Source organism: Mesorhizobium sp. B4-1-1 (assembly GCF_006439375.1).
Taxonomy (GTDB): domain Bacteria; phylum Pseudomonadota; class Alphaproteobacteria; order Rhizobiales; family Rhizobiaceae; genus Mesorhizobium.
This window is the reverse complement of the sequence record NZ_VFTH01000034.1, coordinates 24,804-37,668: the sequence shown is the minus strand read 5'-3', so window position 1 is coordinate 37,668 and position 12,865 is coordinate 24,804. Positions and strand designations below refer to the sequence as shown.

At 63.5% G+C, this 12,865-nt stretch carries 16 protein-coding genes and 1 pseudogene; 12 read left to right on the top strand and 5 right to left on the bottom strand.

What is annotated here, in order from left to right; all coding sequences use genetic code 11:
- Positions 1-227 (bottom strand): annotated as a pseudogene (locus tag FJW10_RS28685) (hypothetical protein); the annotation flags it as partial.
- Between the two features lie 132 nt (positions 228-359).
- Here FJW10_RS28685 and FJW10_RS28680 point away from each other — a divergent pair.
- The 5 genes from FJW10_RS28680 (at position 360) to FJW10_RS30610 (ending at position 2,198) form a co-directional block, all read left to right on the top strand.
- Complete coding sequence (locus FJW10_RS28680) at positions 360-593, top strand: hypothetical protein (RefSeq protein WP_140902565.1); 234 nt, start codon at positions 360-362, stop codon at positions 591-593.
- A 59-nt stretch (positions 594-652) separates the two neighbouring features.
- Positions 653-1,003: a YidB family protein gene (locus tag FJW10_RS28675; RefSeq protein WP_140837543.1), complete on the top strand. Its 351-nt coding sequence runs from the start codon at positions 653-655 to the stop codon at positions 1,001-1,003.
- Positions 1,004-1,103: 100 nt separating this feature from the next.
- Positions 1,104-1,445: a DUF2853 family protein gene (locus FJW10_RS28670; RefSeq protein WP_140902564.1), complete on the top strand. Its 342-nt coding sequence runs from the start codon at positions 1,104-1,106 to the stop codon at positions 1,443-1,445.
- A gap of 37 nt (positions 1,446-1,482) precedes the next feature.
- Positions 1,483-1,905 carry a large conductance mechanosensitive channel protein MscL gene (gene mscL, locus FJW10_RS28665; RefSeq protein ID WP_140902563.1) on the top strand — a complete coding sequence of 141 codons (423 nt, stop codon included), beginning with the start codon at positions 1,483-1,485 and terminating at the stop codon, positions 1,903-1,905.
- A gap of 155 nt (positions 1,906-2,060) precedes the next feature.
- Positions 2,061-2,198 (top strand): hypothetical protein, encoded by a 138-nt coding sequence (locus FJW10_RS30610; protein WP_181177700.1) that lies wholly within the window; start codon positions 2,061-2,063, stop codon positions 2,196-2,198.
- A 203-nt stretch (positions 2,199-2,401) separates the two neighbouring features.
- Here the strand turns inward: FJW10_RS30610 and FJW10_RS28660 are convergent, their stop codons facing one another.
- On the bottom strand, positions 2,402-3,190 hold the full coding sequence (locus FJW10_RS28660) for a response regulator transcription factor (RefSeq protein WP_246674396.1): 789 nt from the start codon (positions 3,188-3,190) through the stop codon (positions 2,402-2,404).
- Entirely contained in the window at positions 3,088-4,161 is a 1,074-nt protein-coding gene (locus tag FJW10_RS28655; RefSeq protein ID WP_140902561.1) for a histidine kinase, read from the bottom strand. Before FJW10_RS28655 ends, FJW10_RS28660 begins: the two co-directional genes overlap by 103 nt.
- A 265-nt stretch (positions 4,162-4,426) precedes the next feature.
- Between FJW10_RS28655 and FJW10_RS30605 the strand changes: the two genes are divergently transcribed.
- The 6 genes from FJW10_RS30605 (at position 4,427) to FJW10_RS28630 (ending at position 7,820) form a co-directional block, all read left to right on the top strand.
- The gene (locus FJW10_RS30605; protein WP_181177699.1) at positions 4,427-4,603 is read left to right on the top strand and encodes a hypothetical protein; all 177 of its coding nucleotides are present in this window, start codon (positions 4,427-4,429) and stop codon (positions 4,601-4,603) included.
- 44 nt (positions 4,604-4,647) lie between these two features.
- Positions 4,648-5,025, top strand: a complete 378-nt coding sequence (locus tag FJW10_RS28650) for a helix-turn-helix transcriptional regulator (protein ID WP_181177698.1) — start codon at positions 4,648-4,650, stop codon at positions 5,023-5,025.
- Positions 5,026-5,199: 174 nt separating this feature from the next.
- A complete protein-coding gene (locus FJW10_RS28645; RefSeq protein WP_140902560.1) occupies positions 5,200-5,559 on the top strand; it encodes a hypothetical protein in 360 nt (119 codons plus the stop codon).
- A gap of 189 nt (positions 5,560-5,748) precedes the next feature.
- Positions 5,749-6,330: a VOC family protein gene (locus tag FJW10_RS28640; RefSeq protein WP_140902559.1), complete on the top strand. Its 582-nt coding sequence runs from the start codon at positions 5,749-5,751 to the stop codon at positions 6,328-6,330.
- Positions 6,331-6,352: 22 nt separating this feature from the next.
- Positions 6,353-7,192 carry a glutathione S-transferase family protein gene (locus tag FJW10_RS28635; RefSeq protein ID WP_140902558.1) on the top strand — a complete coding sequence of 280 codons (840 nt, stop codon included), beginning with the start codon at positions 6,353-6,355 and terminating at the stop codon, positions 7,190-7,192.
- Positions 7,193-7,454: 262 nt separating this feature from the next.
- Entirely contained in the window at positions 7,455-7,820 is a 366-nt protein-coding gene (locus tag FJW10_RS28630) for a hypothetical protein (RefSeq protein WP_140902557.1), read from the top strand.
- A gap of 134 nt (positions 7,821-7,954) precedes the next feature.
- Here the strand turns inward: FJW10_RS28630 and FJW10_RS28625 are convergent, their stop codons facing one another.
- Both FJW10_RS28625 and FJW10_RS30905 read right to left on the bottom strand, forming a co-directional pair.
- The gene (locus tag FJW10_RS28625; RefSeq protein ID WP_140835047.1) at positions 7,955-8,170 is read right to left on the bottom strand and encodes a hypothetical protein; all 216 of its coding nucleotides are present in this window, start codon (positions 8,168-8,170) and stop codon (positions 7,955-7,957) included.
- Positions 8,171-8,687: 517 nt separating this feature from the next.
- The gene (locus FJW10_RS30905; RefSeq protein ID WP_246674398.1) at positions 8,688-9,329 is read right to left on the bottom strand and encodes a hypothetical protein; all 642 of its coding nucleotides are present in this window, start codon (positions 9,327-9,329) and stop codon (positions 8,688-8,690) included.
- Positions 9,330-9,332: 3 nt separating this feature from the next.
- On the opposite strand from FJW10_RS30905, the gene FJW10_RS28615 reads away from it, so the two are divergent.
- Positions 9,333-12,599, top strand: a complete 3,267-nt coding sequence (locus FJW10_RS28615; RefSeq protein ID WP_181177697.1) for a response regulator — start codon at positions 9,333-9,335, stop codon at positions 12,597-12,599.
- The last annotated feature ends 266 nt before the right edge of the window (positions 12,600-12,865 follow it).

Sequence of the window (12,865 nt, the reverse complement as noted above, 5' to 3'; positions counted from 1 at the left end):
GCCTGGAGCGTCGCGAGCTCCTTCGCGAAGTCCGCCTGGAGCTGCTTGATGGTGGCCTGCATCTCCTCGCGCAGGCCAGCAAGGCTGCTCTCGAGCGACCGCTGCGCGCCTCCGAACAGAAGATTGCGAACCTGGTCGATCGTCGCGTCGGGATGGATTGTGGCTTCGGATCCGTTCGCGGATGCGGCTCCATCCGCGGCTTTTGCAGCTTGCTCGGCGCCTTTCATGTTCTTTCCTCGGTTTTCCACGCCCACTGACACTGTGACGATCGTTATATCAAATCCTAATTCCCGCGACAGGCAATCGACTTATTGCCTTCGCGGGAGCTATCTCGCGTCGAGCGTGGCAATTGCGCCGCCATGTCCATCGACACCTACCGCAATGACCGCTCGCACGCCAGTCGCCCTTCGGGCGGAATCGGATCCAAGCTGAATCGAATGCGGGCCGAGCAGCCCTGCACCGGGAAAAGACGCGAAGCCGCCTTGCCAGGAGCGATGCCCGGTTCAAGTGCGATCCGGCTGCTGCCGAATGTGACCTTCGTCATCTCCGGTCCTGACCTTCGTCAGGTGTCGCAACCCCTTGAAACGGCCTAGATCAGCACGCCTGAACGCTGTGCGACGGCGGACGTGATTTTTCGACGGGAGGTTTCCGGATGGGATTTTTGGACAGTTTGCAAAGCGCCTTGCAGGGCGAACAGCAGGGCGGAGGCTCGTCACTCCTGGCCGACGCGCTGACCGGCGTTGGCGGTTATCAGGGCGTGCTTGCCATGCTGCAGAAGTCGGGTCTCGGCGACCGCGTCGAATCCTGGCTCAGCACCAACGCCGCAAATCTTCCGATCGCGCCCGACGAGATCAAGGCGGCGCTTGGCGACCAGCGTCTTCAGCAACTGGCGGGCCAGTTCGGGATTCCGCTGGATCAGGTGGCCGCCGCCCTGGCGCAGCATCTCCCAGCCGCCGTCGACCAGGCGAGCCCCGATGGTGCGCTCGCGACGCGCAGCGGCTGACACTTACGGGCAGCGGTCAAATCCAGACATAGCTTTGCGGCGACCAGGCCGCGCGGTTCGACGGCAGTCGCTGTCTGGCCGGAAACGAGAGGGCAAGCGTGTGAACAAGCAGGACGAACTGATCAGCAAATATGCGGCGGACCTGAGGGTCAAATGCGGCCTTACGGCGGATTTGGATCTCTTGACGAAGGTGACGAAGGGCTGCGGTCCGGCGATCTACGACAAGGATGCATCCACCGTTTCGGCCTCGGACAAGGAGGAACTGGAACGGGTCAAGAAGAACTTTCTCATCAAAAGACTGGGGCTGACGGCCGATGCCGGCCTGGACGCGGGGCTCGCTAGGGTCATCGACCAGTACGGCCGCACCAACCGCAACAAACACCGCCCGGTCTTCTATTACCTGCTCGTCAAGCATTTCAGGCGCGAGAACGTCTTCGCCTGACGGCGCAAACAGGCAAATGGGCTAAGAGGAGATGGGGATGCTCAAAGAATTCCAGGAATTCATTTCAAAGGGCAATGTGATGGACTTGGCCGTCGGTGTCATCATCGGCGCCGCCTTCTCCAAGATCGTCGATTCGCTCGTCAACGACATCATCATGCCGATCATCGGCGCGATCTTGGGCGGGCTGGACTTCAACAATTACTTCTTCGGGCTGTCCTCGAACGTCCATTCGAGCGCGCTGGCCGATGCCAAGAAAGAGGGCGCGGTCTTTGCCTATGGCAGCTTCATCACGGTCGTGCTGAACTTCCTGATCCTTGCCTTCATCATCTTCCTGATGGTCAAGGCGGTGAACAATATGCGCAAGCGTCTGGAGCGCGAAAAGCCCGCCCCTGCCGCTGCTCCGCCGCCGGCCGACGTGCAGCTTCTGACCGAAATCCGCGACCTGCTCGCGAGAAAATAGCGGATTTGTTCGAGGCGGCCGGACCCCGGTCCGGCCGCCGCCATTCCGCTCCAGCCTGCATCGTTTCTCGATCTCTAGCCACCCAGGCATCAGCGGAAATCTCCAGCACTGCCTTCCGCTTTTCAACAAGGTCGCCCACGCGCACGGCTTCGGACATGACGATCGTTGCGGAATTGCTGACGAAGCTCGACGAGACCATGCGGACCGTGAAACGCCATTTGGCTGAAATGGATGCCGAGCAGATCACGCGCTCATACGCCTGCTTGCGGCTCGACCGTCGATCGGCAGCGTGACCATGGGGCTGCAGCGAGGGCGTCGACTGGCGCCTCCCTCGACCTGCCACCAAGAGCGGGAACTCAGGCAACCGGACTTGCCCGTGGCTTTTCCCCCCAAACCCCGAAGCCGCGGGCCTTTTTTGAGCGTTCGATCGCCGCGTCGTTCCGGTGGGTGACGAAACCCAGGGGCGCGCAAATGCGCGTTCATTGCGGACAGTCCTTCAGCCTATCGTTTTTATGGCCAATTCAGTCCGGTTCTTGGCTCCACACTTCTCGAGGATCGTGCTGACGTAGTTCTTGATCGTCCCCTCGGCCAAATGCAGTTGGGCGCCGATTTCGCCATTGCTCTTGCCTTCGACGATCAGTTTGAGGATTTCGTTCTCGCGCGCGGTGAGGTCGCCGCGCAACGGCGCGCTCGCCGGGGCGTGGCGCGGACGCAATCGCTTGAATTCCTCGAGAATTTTTGCGGCGACACCGGGTGAAAGCGCGGATTGGCCGTTCGCCACGGTGCGGATCGTCGCCGCGATCTCGTCGATCCTTGAGTCCTTCAGCAGATATGCCTTGGCCCCGGCGCTGACAGCCTCGAAAATCAGCTCGTTGGTCTCGAACGTGGTCAGGACCACGATGCCGGTTTCCGGAAATTCGCGCAGGATACGCTGGGTCGCCGTGACGCCGTCGGCGCGCGGCATTTGCAGATCCATCAGGACGACGTCCGGACGGTACCGGCGCGCGAACTCGATCGCCTGCTCGCCGTCGGCCGCGGCGCCGACAATTTCGAAATCGTCGTTTTGCTGGGCAAGCAGCGTGGCAAGGCCTTCCCGGATCAATGTCTGATCCTCGGCGATCAGCACGCGTATCCTTTCGGATTTCAGGCGCGGATCGGTCATTTTGCTACACCCCCAGCTTTCTACGCACCCACGGCGCCGGACCGGTCGTTCGTTGCCGACACGGTCAGGGGAAGGGATGTCCGAACCAGCGTGCCCGCCCCTGGCGCGCTTTCCACCGCGCATTGTCCTCCCGCGAGCTCGGCGAATTCGGCCATTCCAATCAGCCCGAAATGTCCCTGTCTGGGGACGGTCCCGTCAAAGCCGCGTCCGTCGTCGCGGACATCGACGATGAGTCTTGCGCCAGCTTCGGTTCTTTCCACGACCGCGTCGAACCGGACCCGCCGCGCCTTCGCATGCGCCTCGACGTTGCGCAACGCTTCGCCGAGGATGCGCCGAATCGTCGACGCGTGATCCTGCAGCCCGGGGCGGGCTGCGTCAGCGATTTGCGTGGAAACCTCGATGCCGGTCTGCTGCGCGAAGTCCGACAGCATCTTCTCGACATCCGAACCCGGTTCGAGGTCGTCGGGCATCCTGAGCCGGGCGATGGCGTCGCGCGCCCGCGCCAAGCCGGTTATCGCGGCTTCCTCGGCAACCGCGAGCCCGTCCGAAACACGGGCTGGATCGGTCGCCAGGAAATGCCGTGTCAGCCGGATTTGCGTCAGCAGCGCGACGATCGAATGCACGAGCGTGTCGTGGAGGTCGCGCGCCAGGCGAAGGCGCGTGCGGGCGAGCGAGGCGAAGCGCACCTCGGAATTGGCGGCTTCGAGTTGCTGCTCCATCAAGCGTCGGGCGCGCCGCTCGCTTTCGAACATGATCTCGGCCTGGCGCGCCGTGAAGTCGGGCATCGCGATCACGACATAGTGCGATCGATCGCCATTCCACAGGATGACCGCGGTGACGGGGCGGTCCAGCCCCGGCAATTCGGCCCGCACGCCCGACAAGGCGATCAGATCGCGGCGTCCCGCGGACAAGGCCGCCATCTCGGCCTCCATCCCGACCAGGAGCGTGCACAGGCAGCAGTCCGCTCCAAGGGCGGGGAGCCACTCGACCAGGCGCCCAACTTTTTGCTGAACTGTCCTGTCGGCCCGCAAAACAGCAAGCCCGATGACTTCCGCCTGCGCGGCCGGCAGTAATTCTGTGCCGATATCGATCATTCGTTCTCGCAAAAACAGCCGCAGGCGCGGCAGTCCACTTTGACGTAAGCCCGAACCGGCCGCAAACGAATATGACTTTCGTCATCATCGCCCCTGACTTTCGGCAGATGTCACGTCCCGGCCAAAGAGGCTAGATCGAAGGTCGTCGACATCGGCAACCTGTCGACGTGGTTTGAAACGATGATCTTCGTCCGGTTCGCCGGCACGATGGGCTCAGACCAAGGGAGCTGGGGTTGCCACGATTTCAGCACTGGGAAAAGGAACCGTGGACGTGGAGACGGTTTCGGCAGTTGCCGATCAGCTTTCAGATATTGGCGCTTCTGTCCGTAGCCGCGATCCTGTCGATCTCATTTCTGATCTTCGTGCTTCTTATTTTCAGGTAATCCAGGCTCCGTCTCGAGCCGCGCAGCAAGCCAAACCCGAACGCTGGTCGCCGCCATGAAGCTAAACGTCCAATTCATCAAGCACCCAGGCTCGAAAGAGCGCATGGTCGTGCTGCCGGAATCCCAGTTCCGCATACTCAAGCGGACGGCGATGGCGGGTGTGAGCGAGCTTCACGAGCCTGCCTCCAACAGTCCCTTGCCCAAGCGCGTCCTCGACAAGATCGCCGCCGGCGAGAACCCGGTTCGCGCCGTCAGGGTCCTGCGCGGCCTGAGCGGAAGGCAGCTTGCCGCCCAAGCCGGGATAACCCCGAGCATGCTGTCGCAGATAGAGCGCTCCGGAAAGACCGCCTCCACCAAGACTCTCAAGGCAATCGCGCACATCTTGGAAGTACCCCTGGGTGCCATTTCGCCTCATCTGTCCGCCGGAATCGGAGGTGTTCCGGCCGATGCCGGCAGGACCGTGGCGTGGATACTGACCTGAGGATCGAGGCGCCTACGGCGGCACATGACTTCTGTCACCGTCGGTCATGACCTTCGTCGGATGGCTCCGCTTTCGTGAGCCACGATAGGACGTGGTCCGAGCCGACTGTCGACGGCGCGTGCAACAGGCCTTCGCGCGCTTCGACACCGGCAAGTAAGGCGTGGATTGAGTCAGATGAATGCAACGGACAGCCGCTCCTTGCGGCCGCTGACGGGGTTCTCGGGGTGGATTGCCATGCATCCGGTGGCGACTGCCGCCCTGATCGCATCCGGTTGCTGCCTGGTCCTCGTTGTCGTCGGCTTGGTATCAGGCCTCGTACTCCCTTCAACCGTGCATGATCCGGGTTTGCTTGTCGTGAACACCACCGACAAAGGCCCGCGGATCGTTCCCCGATCGGGGATCGACTTCGCCTGCAAGGGGCAGAACTGGGGTCATGAATCCAGTGAGTGCCTAGCCGCCATCCGAATCCAAACCGGACAGCGGCGATCGATCCGCATCATCGCCGACGGCGGCAACGGCTCGCAAGCGCAGTGAAGGCCCGGCGGCGCTTCTGGCGTAACGTCCCGGATTGAATTAGCATCCCCTCATCAGTGCTCCGGCCGCGATCCAACAAGAAATGCGGAGCGATGAGAACCGGGCGGCGGTCGCGTACCCAGGGCCGTGCGCGGCCAGACACTGGGAACCTGCCAGCCGGCAAGGCGCAAGCGCAGGCGGGAGGAGCCAATGCGGAAGCTGCAGTCGCAAGGCGTTCATCACATCACGCTGGTCGGTGCCGGGCGCCAGACCTCGATCGATTTCTGGGAGGGCGTGCTTGGCATGCCGTTCATCTTCGAGCAGCCCAATCTCGACAAGGCGAGCGAAAGCCATCTCTACTTCGATCCCGGCGACGGGCGGCTGATCACCGTCTTCACCGACGAGACCCGGGTCCCGGTCAGGCGGCGGACACCGACCGATATCGGCTGCGTCCACCACATCGCGTTCTCGGTATCGCGGGTCACCTTCCTGCAGGCGGTCGCGCGGCTCGACGAGCGCGAGATCAAGCACAGCGGCGTCAAGGATCGCGGCTTCATGGATTCGATCTATTTCGAGGATCCGCTGGGACTGTTGGTCGAGCTTGCTTCCTACCGCTTCGAACCGCCGGCCGGCTTCACCCATGCCGACGTGCTGATGGAGGCGCACAAGATCCGCGTGGCGCGCGGCGACTACAACATCGCCGAACTGCATCTGGCCGACGCCATCCAGGCGCTGGTCGAGCGGTCACGCGAAACCCTGTCGGAAAACAGGGCGGCTAAAAATCCTTATTAACCGGGTCAGAGGGAGGACCGACATGGCAAAAGCTGCAGCAAAGAGTGCAAAGAAACCCGCGGCCAAGGCGGCGCCGAAAGCGGCGGCCAGATCGGCCGCCATAGCTTCGGCCAAGGGCACGTCAAAGCCGGCGGCAAAAGGCGCGCCCAAGGCGAAGCCGGCCAAGAAGCCCGGCGTGAAACTCAGCATGCTGAGGCCGAGCGTCAACAACATGACGGTGCGGGTGTTCGCGCGCGCGGCCGGGCTTGATCCGACGGAGACCGATACCTGGGGCCATACGCGTTCGCCCGAGTTCCTGGCGCGCAATCCGGCGCATCTGACGCCGATGATCGAGGACAAGGGCCTGCCGCGCGGCGTGCTGTGGGAAAGCTGCGCCATCATGCAATATCTCGCCAACAAGCACGGGCTGGATAAGTTCTATCCGAAGGCGCCGGCCAAGCGAGCGATGATCGACAGCGCCATGTTCTATCTGGTCGGCACGCTTTATCCGTATGTCGCGCGCGCGACGTATCCGGCCCTCGGCTTCCCGCAATATGCCGGCGAGGTCGGCCACAGCGACGCCCATCCCGACAAGAAATCGGAAGCGCAGAAGGCGGCGATGGTTGCGATCGCCGAGCCGCTCGAGGTGTTTCATTCCTTCTTCCGCGACGGCAAACCGTTCATCGGCGGCAACAACCCGTCAATCGCCGATATAAGGCTGGCGGCAACGCTCGAATTCCTGGCGGTCGTCGACTACGCGCTGCCCAAATGGGCGAAGGAATATATGGCGGCGCTGGAGAAGAAGCTCGGCAAGGCCTATGCCGAACCCGCCGGCGACGTGCGCGGCTACATCGCGCATGTGAAATCGCAGGCCGGGGCGTAGCAGTCCCTCGTGTTAAGGATTCGTTTACCTAAGGCCTGTCTACTGGTCGCAGTCCTCACCGCGACCACGGATGTACTGGCGCCATGACGAGGCAAGGGAAAGGTCGGCTCCGTGCCGGCCTTTTGCTTTTTCGCGGCCACGGCGCCGCGATCACGACAGTATGATTGCGGCGCCGGCGGGCAGGTTAAAATCCTATTGTCATCCCCGTCATGGGTCTTACGATGCCGCCAGGCGGTTGAGCGATAGCAACGAGGAACCCGCGATGAACATGGCAAGATCCTTGATGATGGCGGTCGCGCTGTCGATTGCGCCGTTTCCATCGGCCGCCGCGTCGCTCAGCAGCATGAACGAGGTCGGCGCCGCCTTGCTCGCCTGCTGGACACCGCCTGCCAATTCCGACAATTCCTCGGTCACGCTGAGCTTCAGCTTCAAGCGCGACGGCACGCTGATCGGACCGCCGAGGACGACCGCCATCCATGTCAGCGGCGACGACAAGACGCGCAAGGCCTATGTCGATGCGGCGACCAAGGCCCTGAACGATTGCCTGCCGCTCAGCTTTTCGCCGTCGCTGGCGCAAGGCGTTGCCGGAAACGTCTTCACGCTGCAGTTCAACTCGCCGAAAACCTAAGCGGCAGGCTTGACCGTTTGTCGGTTTGTTCTCCACGCATCCGGGACGGAAGGCGGCGGCGAAGACGCCGAGCCAAGCCACTCACACTTTTCTTGGAATCCTAAGGCGCCGAGCCCGGCCTTGCCGCACTCAGGTCAACCGCGTGCGCGCCTGACCTGAGCGTGTTTTTCCAATTCCGGCATCTCGAAGACGTAATCGCTCCAGGCGGAGTCCGGGATCTGCCCGGCCAGGTAGCAATCCAGCAGAAGGCTTTGTTCGGGGGTAAGGGGTCTCGGCGCCTGCTCATGATCCAGCCCAAGCGAATGGATCAGGTTCCTGGTCAAGCCAGAGACGGTGAAGTGAATGGACATCTTCAGTCTCCTCCGCGCTGCGCGGCTCACATCAACGTCAACAACGTCCGTCGCCGGTCAAAGGTTTCATCAGCGATCCGTGATCGCGCCGGGGGCCCTGGCCATCGCCGGCTTGGAAATGGTTTTTCGGATCCTGTTTCAACCTTGAAGTGAAAGCGTAATATTCGTCGAGTTCAAGGCCTGCGACCTCAAGCACCACTCGCAGCGGGAGGCCGAGCTCCGGGCACGCACGGTGACGCCGCGCAACATGGAAAACGCCATCATTCCCCTGCCGACGACAAGGCCGGACCTAGGGCCGGACCTGGGGCCGGACCGGGGCACGGTCCCGGACATTGCATCGAGCAGCGCTCACGGCGCGGGAGCGGATGCGACCAGCTCGATCGCGCAGCCCGAGGCGCTTGTCCCGGCAGATGCAAAGCCGATGCGCGTGGTCGGGCCGGCCTTCTTCCCCGCGAATTGATCGGGCCATCGCCCCTGCCTTGCGGCAGGGCCGCCTGGCTGTTTTGACCAGGCAACATTATTCGCAGACGACCCGGTAGCGCTTGCCGTTTTCGCCGACATTCCTGCAGGCGAGAGGTCTCTGCTCGCCGGAAGCCTCGTCCGGCAGGTCCTGGTTCAGGGATTGCGCCATCGAAGCGCGCCTGGGATAGCGGCGGACAGCTGGGCCCGGCGGCGCGCCCGGCGGCGGAGGAAAGACGTCCGATGCGATCTGCCGCGCCCCGGTCGTTCCCGGCGGCGCCTTGTCCCAGACACGCCTGACATCCATCCGGCTTGGAACGACCACCGTGCCGTCGTCGCTGCGCACGCAGCCGCCCGCTGCAAGCAGCGCCGGGCACAGGACGAAAGCCGCGATTCGACCAAACATTAGCAACACCTCAGGCACCTTATAATGCGTCGTCGCCTCGATCGCCAATGGGCGGATTACCGCAGCCGGCGCCTCGACCGGAAACTGGTTCAACGGCACCGGGCGGCAGGCGGTTGCAATCATTATGGTTAGCGGATCGTTAATGCTTGTCGGGCACATTCCGCCGACAGACCGGCACGGTTCGGCTTGGGGGTAGGAATGGCGGATACGGACGGGACTGTCGAGGCGGAGAGCGCACGGAATTTCAACAAGGCGGATATGCGCGGCAACGGCGGCTTTCTTGGTGATGTCCACGATATGGCCGGGACTTCGGAGGCGCTTGCCAATCTCAGGCTGATGGTCGATTCGATGCCGATCGGCGTCATCGTTCTCGATGCCGAATTGCGGGCGGAGGTGGTCAACCGGGCATTCTACGATTTCTGGAAGATCGATCCGCGGCGGGCTCCGGCCGGCAGTCGCTTTCGCGACCTCATGGAGGCCAGCCGTGACGTCGATCCGTTCGGCGGCGAAGAACAGGCCTGGCAAAGCCATGTGGCCGAACGGGAGGCCGAAATCCGCGCCGGAGCCGCGGGATCCAGGCAGTTGCCGCGCAAGGGCGGCCGCACACTGATCGCCTCGCTGGCGCCGCTTCCCGGAGGCAAGCGGCTGATCTCCTATGTCGACATCACCGACATGAAACAGCGCGAGACCGAGGCGGAGGATGCGCGCAAGAACCTCGCCACCGTGCTGGAGTCGCTGCCGGCGGGGGTCATCATCTACGATCGCGACGACCGCTTCGTCTTCGCCAACCGCAAGCTGCAGGATACGCTGCCGGCGCTGAAGCCGGCCTGGCAGCCTGGCCGCACTTTCCGCGAGGCGCTGGCGCTCGGCCACTCCGTCGGCTACTTCCGCTCGAGCGGCGATCCCGGCATCGACGGTCTGTATGGCGTCGACACCGAGCGCTGGCTCGACGCCATGCTCAAGCGGTATCGTCTGCCAAGCTCCGCCTACGAACGCCTCAACGCCGACGGGCGCTGGTACCAGGTCTATGACATGCGCACCGACGACGGCACATTCATCGGCGTGCGCGTCGATATCACGGACATCAAGGCGCGCGAGAAGGCGTTGCGCGACTCCATGCGCCAGATCGACCTTTACCGGCACGTGATGGACGAGCTGCCCGTGGCCGCCTTCATCAAGGCCGACGATCTCAGCATTGAATTCGTCAACAAGGCCTGGTGCGCGCTGACCGGCTTCGCCAAGGACGAGGTGCTCGGCAAGACGGATCGCGAGCTTTTCGAGTCGGAAGAGGCGGACGGTTTCAGCAATGACGACACCGACGTCGTGGCGACCGGCTCGGGGCGCGAGATCGAGGAGGCCGTCACCCATCGCGATGGCACGGTGCGGCAGCTGATGACGCGCAAAAGCCGGCTGGTGGCGATCGACGGCTCCGTGCATCTGGTCGGCTCCAGCACCGACATCACCGACGTCAAGGCGCGCGAGCAGGCGCTCCGGCAGAGCATGAGCGAGAACGAGGTGTTCCGCAGCCTTATCGACAACGTGCCGGTGTCGATCTACGCCAAGCGCTCGGACCTCAGGCAGTTCTACGTCAACAAGGGCTGGTGCGATCTCACCGGCTTCAGCAAGGAAGAAGCCGTCGGCAAGACCGATGTCGAGATTTTCGGCGCGGACGGCGAAGCCTTCGTCGCCAGCGACCTGGCCGTGCTGCGCACCGGCGAGACGCAGGAGATCGAAGAGACGGTGACGATGCCGGACGGCAGCGTCAGGCACCAGTTCGCCCGCAAGAGCGCGATGATCGCCTCGGACGGCTCGCTCTATCTGATCGGCTCCACCACCGACATCACCGAGCTCAAGCAGCGCGAGACCGAGCTCAGCGAGGCGCGCCGGCGCGCCGTGCTCGCCGACCGCGCCAAGTCGGAATTCCTCGCCAATATGAGCCACGAGATCCGCACGCCGATGAATGGGGTTCTTGGAATGGCAGAGCTGCTGGCAAAGTCGGACCTCGATCCGAAGCAGAAGACGTTCACCGACATCATCGTCAAATCCGGCAACGCGCTGCTCACCATCATCAACGACATCCTCGACTTCTCCAAGATCGATGCCGGCCAGATGGTGCTCGACCCGGCGCCCTTTAATCTCGCCGAGGCGATCGAGGACGTGGCGACGCTGGTGTCGGCGCGCGCCAAGGAGAAGGACCTCGAGCTCATCGTCCGTGTCCAGCCGGGGCTCGACGGCCAGTTCGTCGGCGATGTCGGCCGGGTCAGGCAGATCGTCACCAACCTGCTCGGCAACGCGGTGAAGTTCACCGACGAGGGCCATGTCCTGGTCGACGTGACGGGCGACAGGGTCCCCGCGGGCACGAAGCTCACCATTTCCGTGACGGATACCGGTATCGGCATTCCGGAAGACAAGCTGAAGCTGGTGTTCGAGAAATTCAGCCAGGTCGACACCTCCTCGACCAGGCGGCACGAGGGCACCGGGCTTGGCCTTGCCATCACCTCGCGGCTGGTCGAGATGATGGGCGGCGAGATCGGCGTCGACAGCGCCGAAGGCAAGGGCTCGACGTTCTGGTTCACCGTCACGCTGCCCAGGGCCGAGCAGGGCGGGCAGCGCATCATGCCGATCGACGTCACCGGCGCGCGCGTGCTCATCGTCGACGACAACGCCGTCAACCGCTCGATCCTGAGCGAACAGATGACGTCGTGGACGTTCGATTCCTGCGCGGCCGAAAGCGGCACCGAGGGGTTGAAGGTGCTGATTGCCGCCGCGGCCTATGGCGTGCCCGTCGATTGCGTGGTGCTCGACTATCAGATGCCCGGCATGACCGGCGCCGAGATGGCGCGCATCGTGCGCAACACAGCGGGCCTGGCGCATACGCCCATCATCATGCTGACCTCGGTCGACCAGTCGCTCGCCAACACGGCCTATCGCGATCTCGGCATCGACGCGCAGCTGATCAAGCCGGCGCGCTCCTCCATCCTCCTGGAAACGCTGGTCGCGACCATACAGCGCCATCGCCACAGCAGCACGGCCGCGCAGCCGCAACCCGCCATTGGCGCCGGCAGCCCCCCGCGAGCCGCGCCGGCGCAGACGGCGGCATCGGACCGCGCCATGCTGCAGCCGCCGCCGGCGCGGGCGCGTCCACGCCCTGCCGATGCGGAGCGCGGGCTCGACATCCTCGTCGCCGAGGACAATGAGGTGAACCAACTGGTGTTCACCCAGATCCTCGGCGAGACCGGTTACCGCTTCGAGATCGTCGGTAACGGCCGCAAGGCGCTAGACGCCTTCGGCAGGCTCGATCCGCGCATGATCCTGATGGACGTGTCGATGCCCGAAATGAACGGGCTGGAGGCGACGGGCGCCATCCGCAGGCTCGAGGAAAACATGGGCACGCATGTGCCGATCGTCGGCGTCACCGCGCATGCGCTGAAGGGCGATCACGAACGCTGCCTGGAGGCCGGCATGGATGATTACCTGCCGAAGCCGATCAGTCCGCGGGCGCTGCTCGAAAAGCTCGAGCGATGGCTGGGCTCGGACGTCGAGACCCGGCGCAACGCAGGTTAGAGCAATATCGGGAAAAGTCTGAAACGCTCAGGCTCGGCGCCTTCGCCGTAGCCGTCAGTCCCGGAATTGCGCGAAATCAAGAGGCAAGGGCGGATTTCTAGCCGGCAGGCGGGCGCAAGGCGTTGACGCATGCGTATGGTGCGATCGCACCATACCAAAGCAAACGCCAAGCTCGGACAATCATGACATTGATTCCGCTCTTCGGTTACGGGCGGGAGCAGCGACCGCCAACAAGAAACAGCGTCGACTCTACCCCAACGGACCTG

Excerpts from the sequence above, each read along its gene's own strand:
- FJW10_RS28615 (WP_181177697.1), top strand. The coding sequence starts at position 9,333 with ATGGCCGGGACTTCGGAGGCGCTTGCCAATCTCAGGCTGATGGTCGAT.
- FJW10_RS28645 (WP_140902560.1), top strand. The coding sequence starts at position 5,200 with ATGAATGCAACGGACAGCCGCTCCTTGCGGCCGCTGACGGGGTTCTCG.
- FJW10_RS30610 (WP_181177700.1), top strand. The coding sequence starts at position 2,061 with ATGACGATCGTTGCGGAATTGCTGACGAAGCTCGACGAGACCATGCGG.
- FJW10_RS28680 (WP_140902565.1), top strand. The coding sequence starts at position 360 with ATGTCCATCGACACCTACCGCAATGACCGCTCGCACGCCAGTCGCCCT.
- FJW10_RS28630 (WP_140902557.1), top strand. The coding sequence starts at position 7,455 with ATGAACATGGCAAGATCCTTGATGATGGCGGTCGCGCTGTCGATTGCG.
- FJW10_RS28635 (WP_140902558.1), top strand. The coding sequence starts at position 6,353 with ATGGCAAAAGCTGCAGCAAAGAGTGCAAAGAAACCCGCGGCCAAGGCG.
- mscL (WP_140902563.1), top strand. The coding sequence starts at position 1,483 with ATGCTCAAAGAATTCCAGGAATTCATTTCAAAGGGCAATGTGATGGAC.
- FJW10_RS28625 (WP_140835047.1), bottom strand. The coding sequence starts at position 8,170 with ATGTCCATTCACTTCACCGTCTCTGGCTTGACCAGGAACCTGATCCAT.
- FJW10_RS28660 (WP_246674396.1), bottom strand. The coding sequence starts at position 3,190 with ATGCGCGGTGGAAAGCGCGCCAGGGGCGGGCACGCTGGTTCGGACATC.
- FJW10_RS28675 (WP_140837543.1), top strand. The coding sequence starts at position 653 with ATGGGATTTTTGGACAGTTTGCAAAGCGCCTTGCAGGGCGAACAGCAG.
- FJW10_RS28650 (WP_181177698.1), top strand. The coding sequence starts at position 4,648 with ATGGTCGTGCTGCCGGAATCCCAGTTCCGCATACTCAAGCGGACGGCG.
- FJW10_RS28640 (WP_140902559.1), top strand. The coding sequence starts at position 5,749 with ATGCGGAAGCTGCAGTCGCAAGGCGTTCATCACATCACGCTGGTCGGT.
- FJW10_RS28655 (WP_140902561.1), bottom strand. The coding sequence starts at position 4,161 with ATGATCGATATCGGCACAGAATTACTGCCGGCCGCGCAGGCGGAAGTC.